This is a genomic window from Providencia sp. wls1914, from assembly GCF_009706645.1.
In the GTDB taxonomy this organism is placed as follows: Bacteria; Pseudomonadota; Gammaproteobacteria; order Enterobacterales; family Enterobacteriaceae; genus Providencia; species Providencia zhijiangensis.
Map to the genome: position 1 here is coordinate 484,722 of NZ_WLUN01000016.1, position 17,238 is coordinate 501,959.

Sequence of the window (17,238 nt, forward strand, 5' to 3'; positions counted from 1 at the left end):
AGCTATTCATCGCTTACTCGCTATGACGGTGATTTTTCTCGTGATTGCTGCTCTTCGGCTCGTAATTCTTTTCGTAGAATTTTTCCTACGTTAGATTTCGGCAGCTCATCACGAAACTCAAAAATTTTCGGGACTTTATAAGCCGTTAGTGAACGACGGCAAAATGTTTTTAGATCTGCAGCGGTCAGAGCTGAATTTTTGGTGACCACAAAAACCTTCACCGCTTCCCCAGTACTTTCACTTGGCACCCCAATTGCAGCACATTCGATAACATCAGGATGCATGGAAATAACATCTTCAATTTCATTCGGGTAGACATTAAATCCAGAGACAATAATCATATCTTTTTTGCGGTCAACAATACGAATATAGCCTTCGTCATCTATTTCGGCGATATCACCAGTGGCTAACCAACCATCAACGATAGCTTCACTGGTCGCATCAGGCCGATTCCAATACCCTTTCATCACCTGCGGGCCTTTTACCCACATTTCCCCAGGAGTACCATGAGGAACTTCATGCCCATCATCATCTAAAAACTTCACATCTGTTGATGGAACAGGTATCCCGATACTACCACTATAAGCCGTTAAATTATATGGGTTACCAGAAACTAATGGGGAACATTCTGTTAAGCCATAACCTTCGAGTAAATGCCGCCCAGTCAGCGCTTGCCACTTCTGAGCAACCGCTTTATGGACAGGCATTCCGCCTCCAACAGACAGTCTTAAACGGGAAAAATCAAGCTTCTGAAACTCCGGGTTTTGCAGCCATGCATTAAAGAGCGTGTTAACACCCGTGATCGATGTAAATGGATAACGGGATAATTGTTTCACCGTATCTGGCACATCTCGCGGGTTGGTGATAAGTAAATTCACGCCCCCCACACTGATAAACAATAAGCAGTTTACGGTAAGCGCAAAGACGTGATAAAGCGGCAGTGCCGTTACCACATACTCATGACCAAAATGTAACACAGGACCATAAGCGGCTTTGGCTTGGGCTATATTCGCTAACATATTGCGATGCGTTAACATTGCACCTTTAGCTACCCCTGTCGTGCCACCGGTATATTGTAAGAATGCTAAATCTTCGCCAATAATATTCGGCTTGATATATTGCATTCGATAACCTTGATGCATGGCGCGACGAAATGAAATAGCATCCGGCAAGTTGTATTTTGGAACTAACCGTTTTACATATTTCACCACAAAATCCACAATTGTGGCTTTCGGACGCGGTAGCTGATCCCCTAAGCGGGTTAAAATAACGTGTTTAACTTTGGTATTAAAAACGATTTTCTCTAACGTATGCGCAAAGTTAGAAACGATAACGATCGCTGTCGTCCCGCTATCATTTAGCTGATGCTCTAACTCTCGTGGGGTATACAGCGGGTTAACATTAACCGCTACCATACCTGCACGTAAAATCCCAAACAGCGCAATAGGATACTGCAGCAAGTTTGGCATCATTAAAGCAACTCGGTCACCCTTTTTAAGACCCAATCCATTTTGTAGGTATGCGGCAAATGCGCGGCTTCTCTCTTCAAGTTTACGGTAGGTCATTACGGCGCCCATATTAATGAACGCCGGCTGATCCGCATATTGAGAAACGGCATTTTCAAGTAACTCTGCTAATGACGCGAAGTCATCAGGACTTATTTCTTCAGGTACATCAGCAGGATAGTTTTTTAGCCAGATTTTTTCCAAAATGTCACTCCTGAATTTAGTGAGTTATTATTTTACACAACCCTTTAACAAATTATTAACTCATTGTACCAGTTTGAAAATTAGACAATGTTAAGGTTGAGAGCTATATCACTAAATAAATTTCATTCCTTCGAGATAAAAATAAGGCGGTCAATGCCGCCCTATTCAACTTATGATTAATTCACCAGAACTTTAGTCTGCTTATAACCCGTAATTATACACCGTTGTCAGGAATTTTTGGAGAATTAAGCAGTTAATAGCCCACTCCCGCTCAGTTTTTTTATAAAAAAAATCCTAGCTTAACTAGGATTTTTAGCAGAATAATACTATTGCTTAATCTTCCGTTAAATACGTCTGCACTTGGGCGGGCCCCACAGGGTATCCATAGCCCCATCCCCAAGGATGATTATAGTAATATGGGGAACCATAATACCCGTAACCCCATGGACCTGCCGGCGGTGGCATCATCACACTTTGTGCAATACTCCAACGCTGGAAGCCAGTGACATTCATTGTCACATACTGATAAGGTACCTCTCCGATTTTCCCCGCTTGTTCTCCAGTTATGTTACCCACAACAGTGACATAGCGGTTTTTAAAATCGTTTGGCTCAACAAACCCATTGATATACGCGTAAATACGACCAAGCGACGGAGAGTTTAATTCAGGTGCAGCGTCATATTTATTTAATGTCATGACGGCTAGCTCAATCCGCGTTCTTTTTGGCTCATTAAAGACAGACAGCACTTTACCACCGAAACGCGCTTCTTGACCGATATACATCTCCGGTGCATTTTGTACCGACTTAAGATTATCTGCAGGATTAGGTACCGACCCCTTAATAGACTGAGGGATTGATACACAACCTGCTAGCGCTAATATGCCCGCAAGTAATAGCGTTTTCATTGCTGAGCGGTAGCTAAATTGAATTTTCATTTACCACCTCCAATTAGCCGTCATTATAGAATGAGATAGTTCGTATTAAAACTGCTGGTATTCCTTATCACATTATATGTGCAATCCAATTTTTATTAACGCTTATTTATTCAATAATAGCTCAATTAAACAGCGATTCTATATCTTAGATTAAAAAAATAGCTATCGGTTTTACCCTGATAGCTATTTTTTTCATTCGACAAAAATCATGCTGCTTCTATTTATTCACGACCCGTTATTCGCGACCGGGTAATTTTTTCCAAGTCACTTCATTACGCAAGTAAGTCGGTTCGACATTCTCGACCGCAGTCACTTTTCCTGCCTGCCACAGCTGCTCTGCAATTGGCAGCATATCTTGCGCTGCAGGTAATGTGATTAGGCTGTCGGTCAACAATGAGCCTTCTAATAATTCAGGATAAGCCGCCCAGCCCGTTCCTGCATGACTCCATTGCCCTTCTAATTCCGTAAATTTTAATTTGAAATCAGCGGGTAGCATCACAGCTTCCGTTTCTTCACCTAACCAAAAACCGCGTTCATCGCGTTGATATTGCGCACAATAGATTTCAGACATTCGCGCATCAATCGCCACCAGCACACGGGAACTATTTGTTGTGCGGTATACCCCTTGTGCCAGCGCCATCAACGAGGAAACACCGATCATGGGTAAATCGGCACCCAGCGCTAGTCCTTGAGCAATGCCCACACCAATTCGAACCCCAGTAAAGCTACCCGGGCCACGCCCAAATGCTAGTGCATCTAATTGATTTAATTTAATGCCTGCTTGCGCCAGTACTTCTTCTACCATCGGCAATACTTTTTGAGTATGTTCGCGAGGAGAGATGGCAAAACGCGAAATAATTTCACCGTCGCACAGTAATGCGACAGAACAAGCTTCAGTGGCTGTATCAACAGCTAGAATACGACTCGACATGCCTAAACTCCGGCAAATATTAGGTTTTTTGTTGTCGCCTTATGACGGCAACCTGAAAGATGGGCGGTATCTTAGCATAAACCGCCCACAGGATTGCATAAAATTAGTGTTTCTCAATCGCTTCCGCGCGCTTTTTTGCCAAAAATTCAATCGCTTTATTCAAATCTCGCGTACGTGGCGAAGGGGGCAAGCTTCGCAAAAATACCTCTCCGTAAGGGCGTGTCACGAGCCGATTGTCACAAATCACAATAACACCGTAATCTTTTGTGTCGCGGATCAACCGCCCAACCCCTTGCTTTAATGTGATGACGGCATCGGGTAATTGAACGTCGGCAAATGGGTCTCCGCCTCGGAGTTCACAATCTTCAATCCTAGCACGTAATAGCGGGTCATCCGGTGCAGTAAACGGGAGTTTATCGATGATCACGCAGGTCAATTCATCGCCTCGGACATCGACCCCTTCCCAGAAACTGCTCGTAGCAACCAAAACAGCGTTTCCTGCCGCAATAAACTGTGCCAGTAATTTATTTTTGCTGCTTTCCCCTTGCATAAGAACAGGCAATGTCAGTGACGCTTTAAACTCTTCGGCTAGCTCCCTCATCATCAAATGAGAGGTGCATAAAAAGAAACAGCGGCCTCGGTTTTTTTCAATTAACGGGCGCAACATATTGGCAAGCTTTTGAGCACTACCCCGTTGATTAGGCTCCGGTAAAAAGCGAGGCACGCAAAGCAACGTTTGGCTTTCATAATCAAACGGGCTTGCGAGCAGCAACGTTTTCGCGGAACTGAGCCCTAATCTATCCGTAAAGTGACTGAGTTTTTCGTTCACGGAAAGCGTCGCCGAGGTGAACACCCAACTAGCCGGCGTACTCGCAATCATTTCACTGAATTTATCAGCGACAGTGAGTGGTGTTAAGGCTAATAAAAAGTGGCGTCCGTAGCTCTCAAACCAGTAACTATAACCCGGAATGGTGACATCCTTTAAGCGGTTAAGACGGTTGCGGTAAATCGTCACGCGCTCGAAAATAGAATCCAAACTTTGGGAGCGTCCTAATGACGTTTTGATAACTTCATAACAGAGCTCAAGCGCATCATCGAGTAGCGTTAACGCCCGCTGAACTTCTGACAATTTCAGTAATTCTCGTAAATTACCTCGGAAGCTGTTTTCCCCTAAATTAAGGCGAAAATCCAGTGTGCTTTGCGTCAGTCGATCCGCACTTTTTTGCAATTGGGCTTGATCTTTTAGCTCTGTACGATACGTCATGATCATATCGCGAGCTAAATCTAACAATTGCCGGCTACTGAGTTGCTGACCAAAATATTGGCTTGCAATATCAGGGATTTGATGGGCTTCATCGAAGATCATCACATCTGCTTGGGGGATCAACTCCCCAAAACCTGTATCCTTCACCACTCTGTCTGCCATAAAAAGATGGTGGTTAACGACCACTACATCAGCATCAAGAGCTTTACGACGCGCTTTGAGTACAAAGCATTCTTGGTAGCGGGGGCAATCGCTGCCTAAACAATTATCGTTGGTGCTAGTAACTAAAGGCCAAACGGGGCTATCTTCAGCAATATCATGGCAGGTACTGGTATCCCCCAGTTCTGATTCGATGGACCAACTGCGTAATCTCACAACCGCAGCGAGGATCTCCGGTTCTAGGCTACCTCCACCGAGGGATTGCTGGTCTAACCGTTCAAGACACAGATAATTTGAGCGTCCTTTTAATAGCGCCGTTTTACCTGTGTAGCTCATCGCATCGATAATCGTAGGGAGGTCGCGGTGATAAAGTTGGTCTTGTAGGGCTTTCGACCCCGTAGAAACAATCACTTTTTTGCCACTTCGTAATGCAGGGACGAGATAAGCGTAGGTTTTCCCTGTTCCTGTACCCGCTTCAGCCACCAGCACATGCTGCTGCTCAATAGATTGAGTAACCGCGTCAGACATGGTGACCTGCGCAGCTCGAGGTTGGAAACCGGGAATTGTTTTTGCTAGAAAGCCATCTGCTGAAAAGTCGTTAGACACTACGAACCTATATTGCTTACCGTTGATGGGCACACTTTACCATGAGTTCAAGATGGCTGCTGAGCTAATTATCGTTTCATCAATGAACTGATTTTCATCATAGTAGCAAACTGATATCCTTGTTCAGCATTGATAATAAGGAACAATTATGACTATTGAACGCATTGACCCAGATACCCGTTGGTCTGAAGCTGTTATCCACAACAACGTGGTCTATTACACTAGCGTCCCAGAAAAACTGGATGGCGATATTATTATTCAAACCGCAGATACCTTAGCCGCTATTGATGTCATGTTAGGCCGTGTGGGTTCCGATAAAAGCAAAATTTTAGATGCGACTATCTTCCTTGCAGATAAAGCAGATTTTGCTGGCATGAACCAAGCGTGGGATGCATGGGTTGTTGCGGGTAGCGCGCCTGTTCGTTGCACTGTTCAAGCCGCACTGATGAAGCCTGAATATAAAGTTGAGATCAAAATCGTTGCGGCGATTGATTAGTCTTGATTGATACTTGAAAAAAGAGGGCTAAATGCCCTCTTTTTTACTTACTTATTTATTTTGTACCTATTTATTTTTTGTCTATTATCACCAATGGTACGAATAGCTTAGCCCTGCTTGAACGCCATCATGGTTATAATCCGTTTTTTGCCACCCAGCATCGGCGCGTAATGTAGAGTTTTTCGTGACATTCACATTGATACCCGCAGCCACATATGGAGTCACACTTTTCTCTGAGCCTTTGTCATAAGCATAAGCGCCAATGTACGGTACATAGCCTGTAAATGCATCACGATCACTATTTAGCTTGAATGCGCTACCCACTTTTCCATCTAACGTGACTACATCATTGATATTGTGACCCACTCGAATACCAAGGTCGATATCTATACGTTTGTTGACCATACGTCCATATTGCGCAGCAAATTCCGCATTTTTCGCTTCAGTATACCCACTGCGATTAATATCTTTATAGGTCAATGCTACTTCTGGTAGCAATTGAGTTTGAGGAGCAACGGAAATACCGTAACCAGCACCTACACGAGCTTGATAGCCTTTGATAGTCGCGTTGCCTTGCCCACCTTCCGTATTTTGTAAGGTATCACGGGTGATCACTAAGCCTTGGCTCAGGTATGATGCCGACAAATCTGCATAGAAACCTTCATTATTACGGTTTTCTTGATAGCGAATATAACCGCCCACCGCAGGATGATTGCTACCACGAGTATCATAATTGCTAGTGAGTGTTGTGTTATTGGCGAAGTTCATCGCCACACCAACAGTCCAGTTTTCTGCTGGTAAACGCAGTGTTCCATTCAAGCCAGTAGCAACACGATGGTTGCTTGATACAGTATCATATTGAGTAAATAGCCCGACGCAATAATCATCCTGCCCTAACTGGCAGCGGCTTGAACTGAGTGCCTCTAAGCTATTTTGGTAGAGATCTAGCACTTCAAACCCACGACTTGCTGTACGAGACATCGCGCGGCTGCTATTGGTGGCATCTACTGTCACAATCATCGGTTTGGTTGGGTCTACGGGTTTTGTTGGGTCTACTGGTTTCGTTGGGTCGACCGGTTTTATTGGATCAACTGGCTTCGTTGAGGCTTCCTTAATTTTCCACAAAACAGCATGGCTCTCACCACTGTCTGTGATTGAGGTTCCAGCCACGACCAAACCATCATCCGATACCGAATACGCCGTTGCGTTACCAAGGTTATCAGATTGCAGTGTTCCCAAATTCACCATACCCGTTGCTTCAGTCCAGCGGAATGCCTGCATATATTGATTAGAATCCGTGTTCGATTCCCCCACAATCACTGAACCATCACTTGAGAGATCATACGCTTCTGAATAGCCTGAGTTGTCCGACTTTAATGTTCCTAAGCCTTTCATGCCGTCTTTTTCAGTCCAGCGGAATGCCATTGTGGAATCACTGTCATAATCAGAGTCAGACCCACCGACAACGACGGTGCCATCTCTGGATACATAGTCAGCCCCTGAACGCCCTGAATTATCGGCGCGTAACGTGCCTAAACCCACCATTCCAGTTTTTTCAGTCCAACGAAAAGCATTGCTATCCCCTCCATCTGTGTCAGAAGAACCTACGACAACTGAACCATTGGCAGACACGCCATTTGCCGATGAAATTCCCGAATTATCCGATGTTAATATTCCCAAGTCAGTCATGCCCGTTTCTTTGCGCCATCTGAAAGCATGCGTATTTCCTGAGTGGGTGCTTGAATCCCCCACCACCGTTGAGCCATCAGCGGATAATCCATTAGGATCGGAAGTTCCTGTGTTATCGCTTTTTAATGTTCCCAACCCAACCATGCCTGACTCTCGAGTCCAAATAAACGCAACAGAGCGGTTATCGTCCACTGACGCTTGCCCTGTAACTACCTTCCCATCATCAGAAACTGCTTGGGCATACGAACCGTTAATGCCATCCGTACGTAAACTGCCTAAACCTTCCATTCCGCCACGTTCAGTCCAGATAAATGCACTTCCGCGCCCATCATCTGTACTTGAATAACCAATAATCGTAGAGCCATCCTTTGAAACGCCATTTGTTGACGCACGACCGCTGTTATCTGCTTTCAGCGTGCCTAAATGCATGATCCCTTTGTCTTGTGACCAACGAAACACACCCGAATCACGATTATCCGAACTTTCATTTCCCGCAATAACCTTTCCATCGCCTGAAATCGAAAGATCTTCAGAATCAATACCAGGGCCAATATTGATATCAACCTTTTTCTCAATTTCAAGCTTATTATTCGCAGAATATCCTTGAGACGTTAATAAGGAAATTCCAATAGTCACTGCCAGACTTAATTTATTTAGCTTCATAATATTTTTCGCATAATTTTGTTATTATGAGAATTTAAATTAATCATCAATTCTCAATATGAAATTCAATAGAAACCATTCCTTTTTAAAGCGAGAAAAGAATATCACTTAAGAAAGATTAAATACATTAGTAAAATCAAGAATTGAAAGCCAAATAAAGCAATGATTTACCCAATGAAGTTAAACCCTGAAAATCAATGCGCATCATATTGAAATAAAATAATTTTCTATGGAAATTTGCTTTCCATTTATTATTAAATAAATTAAATTCAAATAAAATATATTTTTAAGAATATTCTGTAAAATATATGAATTATTTTATTTTCGGCACGAAACTAATATAGCCAAAAAAATCAAAATATAATAATGAATTGATAATGGAACGTTATACGCTTGTTTGAAGTGTAATATTCTATAAATGTACGCTTACTAAGTACATTAAATTCAAGAGAGGAAAATTAAGTGAAGTCATTAGGTTGAATATAATTAAATAAAACCTAATGACTTCGTTGACAATATGCTTTTATTGAGCAAATTATCTGTTACGACATTTTAATCAGCACCATACCAATAAGCAGGAATACTAACCCACCCCAGCCTTTATAGTTTAGGCGTTGATTAAACAAGATCCAGCCGGCAGCGACTGTGGCGATTAAACCGAACGCTCCCCATAAGGCATAAGCGACTGACAGTTCGATTCCCTTCACTGCCTGCGCCAGTGCACTAAATGCCCCTAATACAGCAACAAGAGACAAAATTCCTAACCAATAACGTCTAAAACCATCCGACATTTTTAAAAATACGTTGGCAAGAATTTCCAGTACCACTGCGAGGATCAAAAATGCCGCATGCCACCATTCAAATTGACTGGCCATATTACACCTCCGATTTAGCGGTCTTTGTCACTAAAGCTCGGGCTTTGGCGGAATCAACCGCATTCTTGGCAGCTTGTTTTACCTTCTGAGCTGACTGTCTAACAGTCGCTTTTTTGGTGCCTGATTTGATCAATGCAATACCCGTGATCAGAAAAACTAGTCCACCGACTTTCATTGGTGACAGCGATTCTCCAAACCACAATACGCTGAACGTCGTAATTAACAGAACACCAACACCTTCCCACATGGCGTAAGCAACACCCAGTGCCACTTTTTTTACCGCAACCGCCAGTAAAATATAGGAAGTCGCAATCATCACATACATCACGGCCATACCCGTGAAATCACCGCTTACGCTGGCATGTTTCATTGATAACGTACCAATGACCTCAGTCACGATAGCTAATGCTAAAAATATCCAATAAATCATTATAGTATCCCTCTAGATACAGCTTCGCCATAGCCTGTTTTTTGAACAAGATAGAAAGGCAATGAGCTTAATGGTTAAGCTTTAAGCTGTTTAAAATTCAAATAAAAACAAAAGAATGCTGATTTTATTCAGCAGATTGAATAATCTAGAAGGACGCTATAATGCGCCACACCAGTGATGCTCACTGGAAAGAATAGCGGAAAGGAAAAGCTTATGTGTTGATCTTCTTTGGGACTTACTGATCTTTATGCTAGTCACGCTAAGCATGATATCTCATTCATTTCATCGGATGGACATCCATCCAAGTTACTCCGAACCCTCATATAATTGTTAGTTTCAAGCTATTTCTATCATGCCAAAATTATTAAGTCAATGAATGCAAACACTTTTTGAATTCCTCATGTTTATGCATAAATATTCATTAATATGCTAAGCAATACAGTGGCAGCGTCTATTTTGCGAATAATTCCGTTATTTTTCTCGCATTTATTTTTAGAGGATCTAAGCAAAAAAAATTTTTATCACCCTTTTTTATGCTGTAACCATCCCATTCAATATGAATTTTTTCGGTTACCATTGACAATTAACGCCAACACGCTTCTTATCGTGTTATCCGTTAGAAAATAGCAATAATGAACACCAATAAGAGAGAGTCATGGATACCTTTACGCTAACGTCAAATAGCTTTCAAAACGCCGCCGATGCCACCCCACTTCCTTATGATGTCGTCTCCATTCAATCACAAGTTGTCTATGGCAGTGTAGGTAATAGCATCGCTGTGCCTGCATTGACCAAACAAGGATTACGCGTTGCTGCGGTTCCCACTGTTATTCTAAGCAACACCCCCCACTATGCCACTTGTTATGGTGGAGAATTACCCGGTGAATGGTTTCGCGGTTATTTACAAGGCTTCGTTGAACGCGGCAGCTTAAACAGCGTTAAAGCCATTTTAACGGGTTATTTAGGTTCCCCAGATAAAGCTCACGACCTGGCAAATTGGCTTGCCTCTGTGCGCGAGAAACACCCTAAAATGCCTGTCATTGTCGATCCAGTCATGGGGGATGAAGATAGTGGCTTTTATATTCCTCCAGCAATTGCCGATGTTTATCGTCATGAAGTCATCCCACTCGCGACGGGAATTATCCCGAACAAATTTGAGCTTTCCACACTCAGCGGACAAGAGATCAACAATCTAGACGATGCCACCCGTGCAGCTCGCTCGTTGCTCAAAGGTCACACGCAGTGGGTCATCATTACGAGCGCTTTCCAGCCTGATGATGAAAGTATTGAAGTGGTCTGTGTAACGAAACAGGATGTCGCCGTTATTCGCCACAAACGTTACCCTGTAACGCCTAAAGGCACTGGCGACCTATTCGGCGCTGAGCTTACCGCTCAATTATTGGCCGGCTTATCGGTTCCTGATGCGGCTAAAATGGCGTGTTTACGTATCGAGCAAGGCATCATTCATATGGCTGCGACAGGTCGAAGTGAGCTAGTGCTTTAAGATAACTCAAATTGAATGGTTACCTTGAGTCTACATCATGGTAACCATCACATTATTAAAGAGAAGCGTCATGAGTCATGGCAGACTCCGCATTCAATAAATGCATCACTAAAGGATTTACAATGCCAATCAGCGCTTTCTTTTCAAGATCAAAACCTGCAAAACATGTCCCTGTTGTATTTCATTCAACCATTAAACTCACCGATCCAAAAATCATAAAAGAAATAAATAGCTACCCTATGCTTAAAATAAAAAATTCATCGCTTTCATTTGAATTAACAGAAAAAAATAAAACTTTGTCATTTAGCCAACGTGAAATTCAATGGCTTGCGGAAATTTCTATCGCGGAAAGAATAAAAAAAGATAAAGAAGACAATATTAGCTAAAAAAATGGCGGGGATTATGCTTCCCCGCCATTTCATTATTCTATTTTATAAAGATAAAATATTACTCAAACTCATTCCACGAGCGACCATCACGAGCAATCATTGCTACTGAAGCAATTGGCCCCCAAGTTCCCGCTTGATACGGCTTAGGCGCGTCGTTATCCATTGCCCACGCCTCCATAATGGAATCGACCCACTTCCAAGCCTCTTCAACTTCATCACGGCGCACGAATAATGCCTGAATACCGCGCATGGCTTCTAATAATAAACGCTCGTAAGCATCCGCAAGATGCGTTTGGTTGAAGGTTTCAGAGAAGCTCAAGTCCAGTTTAGTGGTCTGTAAACGGTGTTTATGATCCAAGCCTGGCGCCTTGTTCATAATTTCAATATCGATCCCTTCATCTGGCTGTAGACGAATGGTCAATTTGTTTTGTGGTAAATCTTGGTAGCTTTCAGAGAAAATATTCAGTGCTGGCTTTTTAAAATAGACCACAACTTCTGAACATTTTGCAGGTAAACGCTTACCAGTGCGCAGGTAGAATGGAACCCCTGCCCAGCGCCAGTCATCAATATCCACACGTAAAGCTACAAAAGACTCGGTCTGACTCTGCTTATTCGCGCCTTCTTCTTCTAAGTAGCCTGGTACTTTTTTACCTTGAACAAAGCCCGCAGTATATTGACCGCGTACCGCTTTCTCACGCACGTTTGTGTGGTCAATACGACGTAAAGAACGTAGCACTTTCACTTTTTCATCACGAATACGGTCAGTGGTTAAGTCTGCCGGCGGTGACATAGCGATCATCGTTAAGATTTGCAGCAAATGGTTTTGCACCATATCGCGCATCTGACCAGCTTGGTCAAAGTAACCCCAACGACCTTCAATACCGACTTCTTCCGCAACAGTGATCTGCACATGGTCAATCGTACGATTATCCCAGTTATTGATAAACAGGGAGTTCGCAAAACGCAGCGCCAGTAAGTTTAAAACCGTTTCTTTACCCAGATAATGGTCAATTCGGTAAACTTGGCTTTCATCGAAGTATTTAGCCACTTCGTTGTTGATCTGCTGGGATGAGGCTAAGTCTGTACCTAATGGTTTTTCCATCACTACGCGGTTAGGTTGCTTGTTCAACCCTGCGTGACCCAGCCCCTGACACATTTCACCAAATGTGCTTGGTGGCATCGCGAAGTAATGGATGGCAGGTTGTTCGTCTTGTTTAAGCATATCCGCTAAACGAACGAAGTTATTGGTTTCACTGACATCTAAATTGCAGAAATCTAAGCGGGCGCTTAAACGCTCCCACAGCGCAGGATCTAGCTCTTCTTTCAAAAAGTCATTTAGGGCTTTTTGCACAAATTCTACATAATCGTTCCGTTCCCATTGGGCACGACCAACGCCGATAATACGAGTATCTGGATGGATATAACCTGCTTTTTCCAGTTGATACAGTGATGGAAGTAACTTGCGACGCGCTAGGTCACCTTTAGTGCCGAAAATAATCAGGTCACAAGCTTGAGCAGCATTATGTACCGCCATGTTGGTTCTCCTCAATCTGCGGAATTTAGAAACTATCTGATTAGAGCCCAGAGAAAACAAGGGGGTATTTCACTCTAATGAGATAGGTTCTGAATGTCGTTTTTAATAAAAATACAATCGGTTGCCTGCTAATGTACCCGTTTGCTCCTGCTCAGTAAATATTGATGACACTGGTCACAGTTTTTATGCTGAAAAATACAGCATACCCAGACATCAATAAAATTTTTTATCACTGAATGCTTCCAGCTTTGTTAGAAAATCACGGTTTATGTGGTGAGTTTACTAAGTTGAAAATTAGATACGGGTCATATTTTCGTAAAAAAAGCCATTAGTTACGCTCAGTGTATAGATAGCTTACTATCAACACGTAGTATATTTTCAGTCATATCCGGATGTTAATGCCACCATACGCTGATGGCAGAAATATTTCTCCTTTTGCTGAAATAGGCACTTTTGCTATATGAATATTTTAGAACAAATGAAAACTAGCCTCGATTTTTTGAGTAAATCAGAAAAAAAAGTGGCGGAAGTCATTTTAGGCATGCCCCAAAGTGCTATTCATTTAAGTATCGCCGCATTGGCCCAATTGGCGGATGTCAGCGAGCCTACCGTAAACCGATTTTGCCGCAAAATGGAAACCAAAGGGTTTCCTGACTTTAAATTAAAATTAGCGCAAAATCTCGCCAATGGCACGCCATACGTTAATCGCCATATTGAAGAGACAGACACCGTCAATACCTATACTCACAAGATTTTTGAATCCGCAATGGCCGGGTTAGACAATGTCAAACACACCCTCGATACTCATGCCATTAATCGTGCCGTTGATTTACTTACTCAAGCGCGAAAAATCAGCTTTTTTGGTTTTGGGGCTTCTGCGGCAGTTGCCCACGATGCGATGAATAAATTTTTCCGTTTTAATATTCCAGTCATATACTTTGATGATATTGTCATGCAGCGCATGAGCTGCATCAATAGTAGTGAGGGGGATGTGATTGTGTTGATTTCTCACACAGGACGCACAAAAGCCTTAGTCGATATGGCGCAACTCGCTCGCCAGAATGATGCGACGGTCATCGCAATTACCTCTGAAGGTTCTCCTCTCGCCAAAGAAGCCAACTTATCGATTATTATTGATGTCCCTGAAGATACCGATATGTACATGCCAATGGTCTCTAGAATGGCACAGCTTGCCGTCATTGATGTATTAACCACTGGATTTACTTTGCGTAGAGGCGAAAAATTTAGAGATAACTTGAAACGGGTCAAAGAAGCGTTACGCGATTCGCGGTTTGATAATGTCTGAAAGATGGAAATGACAATGTTAAAAGCGGTTTCTTAATTCTACCGGGCCAAAGAGTTTTTATTCTCCCGATGGCTTTAAGAAATTTGCTGTATATAATAGCTGTGCTCGTGTCAGCACCCCTATTTGCAGTAAATAGGTTTCGAAATGGAGTGAAATGGTTTCACTTATATTTGTACCATTACAGGTCACGGAGTAATACATGTCTAGACGGCTTAGAAGAACTAAAATTGTTACAACCCTTGGTCCAGCAACCGATCGTGATAATAATCTAGAAAAAATTATCAATGCTGGGGCTAACGTTGTTCGCCTGAACTTCTCTCACGGAACTCCTGAAGACCACATGGCTCGCGCAAATAAAGTGCGTGAGATTGCGGCTCGATTAGGGCGTCACGTCGCTATTCTTGGGGATCTACAAGGTCCGAAAATTCGTGTTTCTACTTTTAAAGACGGTAAAGTTTTCCTCAATGTTGGTGATAAATTCACACTGGATGCCTCATTAGGTAAAGGTGAAGGCGACCAGCATAAAGTGGGTATCGACTATAAAGGTCTGCCTGCTGACGTGGTACCTGGCGATATTCTCCTACTGGATGATGGTCGCGTGCAGTTAAAGGTTCGTGAAGTTCAAGGTTTGCAAGTCTTCACCGAAGTGACTGTCGGTGGACAACTTTCCAACAATAAAGGCATTAATAAACTCGGTGGTGGATTGTCCGCAGAAGCGCTGACAGAAAAAGACAAAGCCGACATTATTACCGCCGCTAAAATCAATGTGGATTTCTTGGCTGTCTCTTTCCCGCGTTCAGGTGAAGATCTAGATTATGCTCGCCGTTTAGCGCGTGATGCAGGCTGCGAATGCCAAATCGTCGCCAAAGTTGAACGTGCTGAAGCAGTCGCAACTGACGATATCATGGACGAAGTGATCCTTGCCTCTGATGTGGTGATGGTTGCCCGTGGTGATTTAGGGGTTGAAATTGGTGATCCTGAACTGGTTGCGGTACAAAAGAAATTAATTCGTCGTTCCCGTCAATTGAACCGTGTGGTGATCACGGCAACTCAAATGATGGAATCCATGATCACCAACCCAATGCCAACCCGTGCAGAAGTGATGGACGTGGCAAACGCTGTCTTAGACGGAACCGATGCAGTGATGCTATCCGCAGAAACCGCAGCAGGACAATACCCAGCGGAAACTGTCGCTGCCATGGCGCAAGTCTGTTTTGGTGCGGAAAAAATGCCGGGCCTGAATATTTCAAAACACCGTTTAGACGCTGAATTTGAAAGTTCCGAAGATGCGATTGCGATGTCAACCATGTATGCCGCCAACCACCTAAAAGGTGTTAAAGCGATCATTGCGATGACTGAATCAGGTCGTACCGCACGTATTATGTCGCGTATTAGCTCTGGCTTGCCAATTTTCGCGATGTCTCGCCATGAAAAAACATTGAACCAATGTTCTCTGTATCGTGGTGTCACCCCTGTATTTTGCAGCACGCATACTGATGGTATTGCAGCAGCAAGTGAAGCCATCGCACGTTTACGTGACAATGGCTACTTGATGGTCGGAGATACGGTTATCGTGACTCAAGGTGACCAAATGGGCACCATCGGCAGCACCAATACCTGCCGTATTTTAGTGGTTGAATGATAGCTTGGTAGTTGAATAATAGTTTAGTCGTTCAATTTTTAGAGGGAGCTTAGGCTCCCTTTTATTTTGTCATCTCAATGATATTGCAGATTAAATTGCAGCGTTCCATCTGCCTTTCCTCCGTGTGTTTTCTCTGCGGTTTGAATATAGGCCGCTTCTAACGGAATAACGTAGTGTTGCGCTTGATTTAAGCGGGAAACTTGCACCATTTGATTCAGTTTAATGGGTTTTCCTTTGTGTTTAATTTGAATGCCAAAGCCTTTTGCAGTTTTCTGATGATTCGGATTATTGAGTGCAATCGTTCCACCTAATCCACTAGCATCAGCCATTCCCATAAAACGGATCTTTATTGGCGAGGATTCATCACATTCAAGCTCAATTTTGAATCGTTTACGGCTATTCGCAACTGTCATACCCACCCCATTGGCGCCTGACTTTTCCACCTGACCAAAGGCGACATTGACTACCCGATTTTTAACTTCACATCCATTAGCAATCACATTAATCGGTGACAACCAAATTTTTGGCTCAACATTTCCAAATGCATCCTGAGTAATAAACTTATCATTAAACACAATAAGCATCGCAGCGCTAGTCGATTGTAATAATTGAGAATTCACTTGAGGGCGGATTTTATAGAATGCGGCTTTCAAGGTAACACTGTAATTACCCCTTGATTCGCTGCTTGGACACAGCAAGCGATTCGCCGGATTTCCATCGCGATTATTTTTACCATTCACATACCCCCGCGCTGAACAGGGGCTATTAACTGAACCGTGTAGTGCAAAGCCGATACCTGATAGGCCAATTTCCTTAATAGCGCCAACCCCTGCTATCTGATAATGATCATCAAAGATCCCGGGTAAATTAATTCCCACTCGCGTTGTCCCCGATTCATTCCACCATACCCATGGCGTATAGGTTCCCAGTTCTATCGTCGCAATGTGTGAGTTAACAGGCGCATTTTTAGGAACATACAACGCTTGAGATATCGGTACCGTGTAAGATGAAAATTCAGCTCGGTAGTCTGCGAGAATTCTTGGTGAGAACAGCAACATAATGGCGTAGATAGCGCTGGAGATAGCAAACTGTTTCATAAGCCCCC

10 protein-coding genes and 4 pseudogenes are annotated in these 17,238 nt (G+C 43.2%); 5 read left to right on the forward strand and 9 right to left on the reverse strand.

Translation table 11 applies throughout. The features are described from left to right. Positions 1 to 20 precede the first annotated feature (20 nt). The 4 genes from fadD to GKR74_RS12910 all read right to left on the reverse strand — a co-directional run bounded on the left by fadD (position 21) and on the right by GKR74_RS12910 (position 5,605). A complete protein-coding gene (fadD, locus tag GKR74_RS12895) occupies positions 21 to 1,709 on the reverse strand; it encodes a long-chain-fatty-acid--CoA ligase FadD (RefSeq protein WP_154603885.1) in 1,689 nt (562 codons plus the stop codon). Between the two features lie 333 nt (positions 1,710 to 2,042). After that, on the reverse strand, positions 2,043 to 2,645 hold the full coding sequence (locus tag GKR74_RS12900; RefSeq protein ID WP_154603886.1) for a Slp family lipoprotein: 603 nt from the start codon (positions 2,643 to 2,645) through the stop codon (positions 2,043 to 2,045). Positions 2,646 to 2,880: 235 nt separating this feature from the next. After that, positions 2,881 to 3,576 carry a tRNA (adenosine(37)-N6)-threonylcarbamoyltransferase complex dimerization subunit type 1 TsaB gene (gene tsaB, locus GKR74_RS12905; protein WP_154603887.1) on the reverse strand — a complete coding sequence of 232 codons (696 nt, stop codon included), beginning with the start codon at positions 3,574 to 3,576 and terminating at the stop codon, positions 2,881 to 2,883. A gap of 103 nt (positions 3,577 to 3,679) precedes the next feature. Next, entirely contained in the window at positions 3,680 to 5,605 is a 1,926-nt protein-coding gene (locus GKR74_RS12910) for an ATP-dependent DNA helicase (RefSeq protein WP_336431330.1), read from the reverse strand. A gap of 148 nt (positions 5,606 to 5,753) precedes the next feature. On the opposite strand from GKR74_RS12910, the gene GKR74_RS12915 reads away from it, so the two are divergent. Beyond that, a complete protein-coding gene (locus GKR74_RS12915; RefSeq protein WP_036948225.1) occupies positions 5,754 to 6,101 on the forward strand; it encodes a RidA family protein in 348 nt (115 codons plus the stop codon). An 84-nt stretch (positions 6,102 to 6,185) separates the two neighbouring features. Here the strand turns inward: GKR74_RS12915 and GKR74_RS12920 are convergent. The 3 genes and pseudogenes from GKR74_RS12920 to mdtJ all read right to left on the reverse strand — a co-directional run bounded on the left by GKR74_RS12920 (position 6,186) and on the right by mdtJ (position 9,758). Then, positions 6,186 to 8,453: pseudogene (locus tag GKR74_RS12920) on the reverse strand (autotransporter domain-containing protein). 542 nt (positions 8,454 to 8,995) lie between these two features. Further along, positions 8,996 to 9,328, reverse strand: a complete 333-nt coding sequence (gene mdtI / locus GKR74_RS12925) for a multidrug/spermidine efflux SMR transporter subunit MdtI (protein ID WP_154603889.1) — start codon at positions 9,326 to 9,328, stop codon at positions 8,996 to 8,998. Between the two features lies 1 nt (position 9,329). Further along, positions 9,330 to 9,758, reverse strand: a complete 429-nt coding sequence (mdtJ, locus tag GKR74_RS12930) for a multidrug/spermidine efflux SMR transporter subunit MdtJ (protein WP_154603890.1) — start codon at positions 9,756 to 9,758, stop codon at positions 9,330 to 9,332. A 655-nt stretch (positions 9,759 to 10,413) separates the two neighbouring features. Between mdtJ and pdxK the strand changes: the two genes are divergently transcribed. Both pdxK and GKR74_RS12940 read left to right on the forward strand, forming a co-directional pair. Then, complete coding sequence (gene pdxK, locus GKR74_RS12935; protein WP_154603891.1) at positions 10,414 to 11,262, forward strand: pyridoxine/pyridoxal/pyridoxamine kinase; 849 nt, start codon at positions 10,414 to 10,416, stop codon at positions 11,260 to 11,262. Positions 11,263 to 11,384: 122 nt separating this feature from the next. After that, positions 11,385 to 11,648: a hypothetical protein gene (locus GKR74_RS12940; RefSeq protein ID WP_154603892.1), complete on the forward strand. Its 264-nt coding sequence runs from the start codon at positions 11,385 to 11,387 to the stop codon at positions 11,646 to 11,648. A gap of 61 nt (positions 11,649 to 11,709) precedes the next feature. On the opposite strand, the gene zwf is transcribed toward GKR74_RS12940, so the two are convergent. Beyond that, the gene (gene zwf, locus GKR74_RS12945; protein WP_154603893.1) at positions 11,710 to 13,185 is read right to left on the reverse strand and encodes a glucose-6-phosphate dehydrogenase; all 1,476 of its coding nucleotides are present in this window, start codon (positions 13,183 to 13,185) and stop codon (positions 11,710 to 11,712) included. 460 nt (positions 13,186 to 13,645) lie between these two features. On the opposite strand from zwf, the pseudogene GKR74_RS12950 reads away from it, so the two are divergent. Both GKR74_RS12950 and pyk read left to right on the forward strand, forming a co-directional pair. Next, positions 13,646 to 14,527, forward strand: a pseudogene (locus GKR74_RS12950) (MurR/RpiR family transcriptional regulator). 163 nt (positions 14,528 to 14,690) lie between these two features. Next, positions 14,691 to 16,136: pseudogene (pyk, locus tag GKR74_RS12955) on the forward strand (pyruvate kinase). Between the two features lie 35 nt (positions 16,137 to 16,171). Here the strand turns inward: pyk and GKR74_RS18210 are convergent. Continuing rightward, positions 16,172 to 17,230 (reverse strand): annotated as a pseudogene (locus GKR74_RS18210) (fimbrial protein). Positions 17,231 to 17,238: the final 8 nt, after the last annotated feature.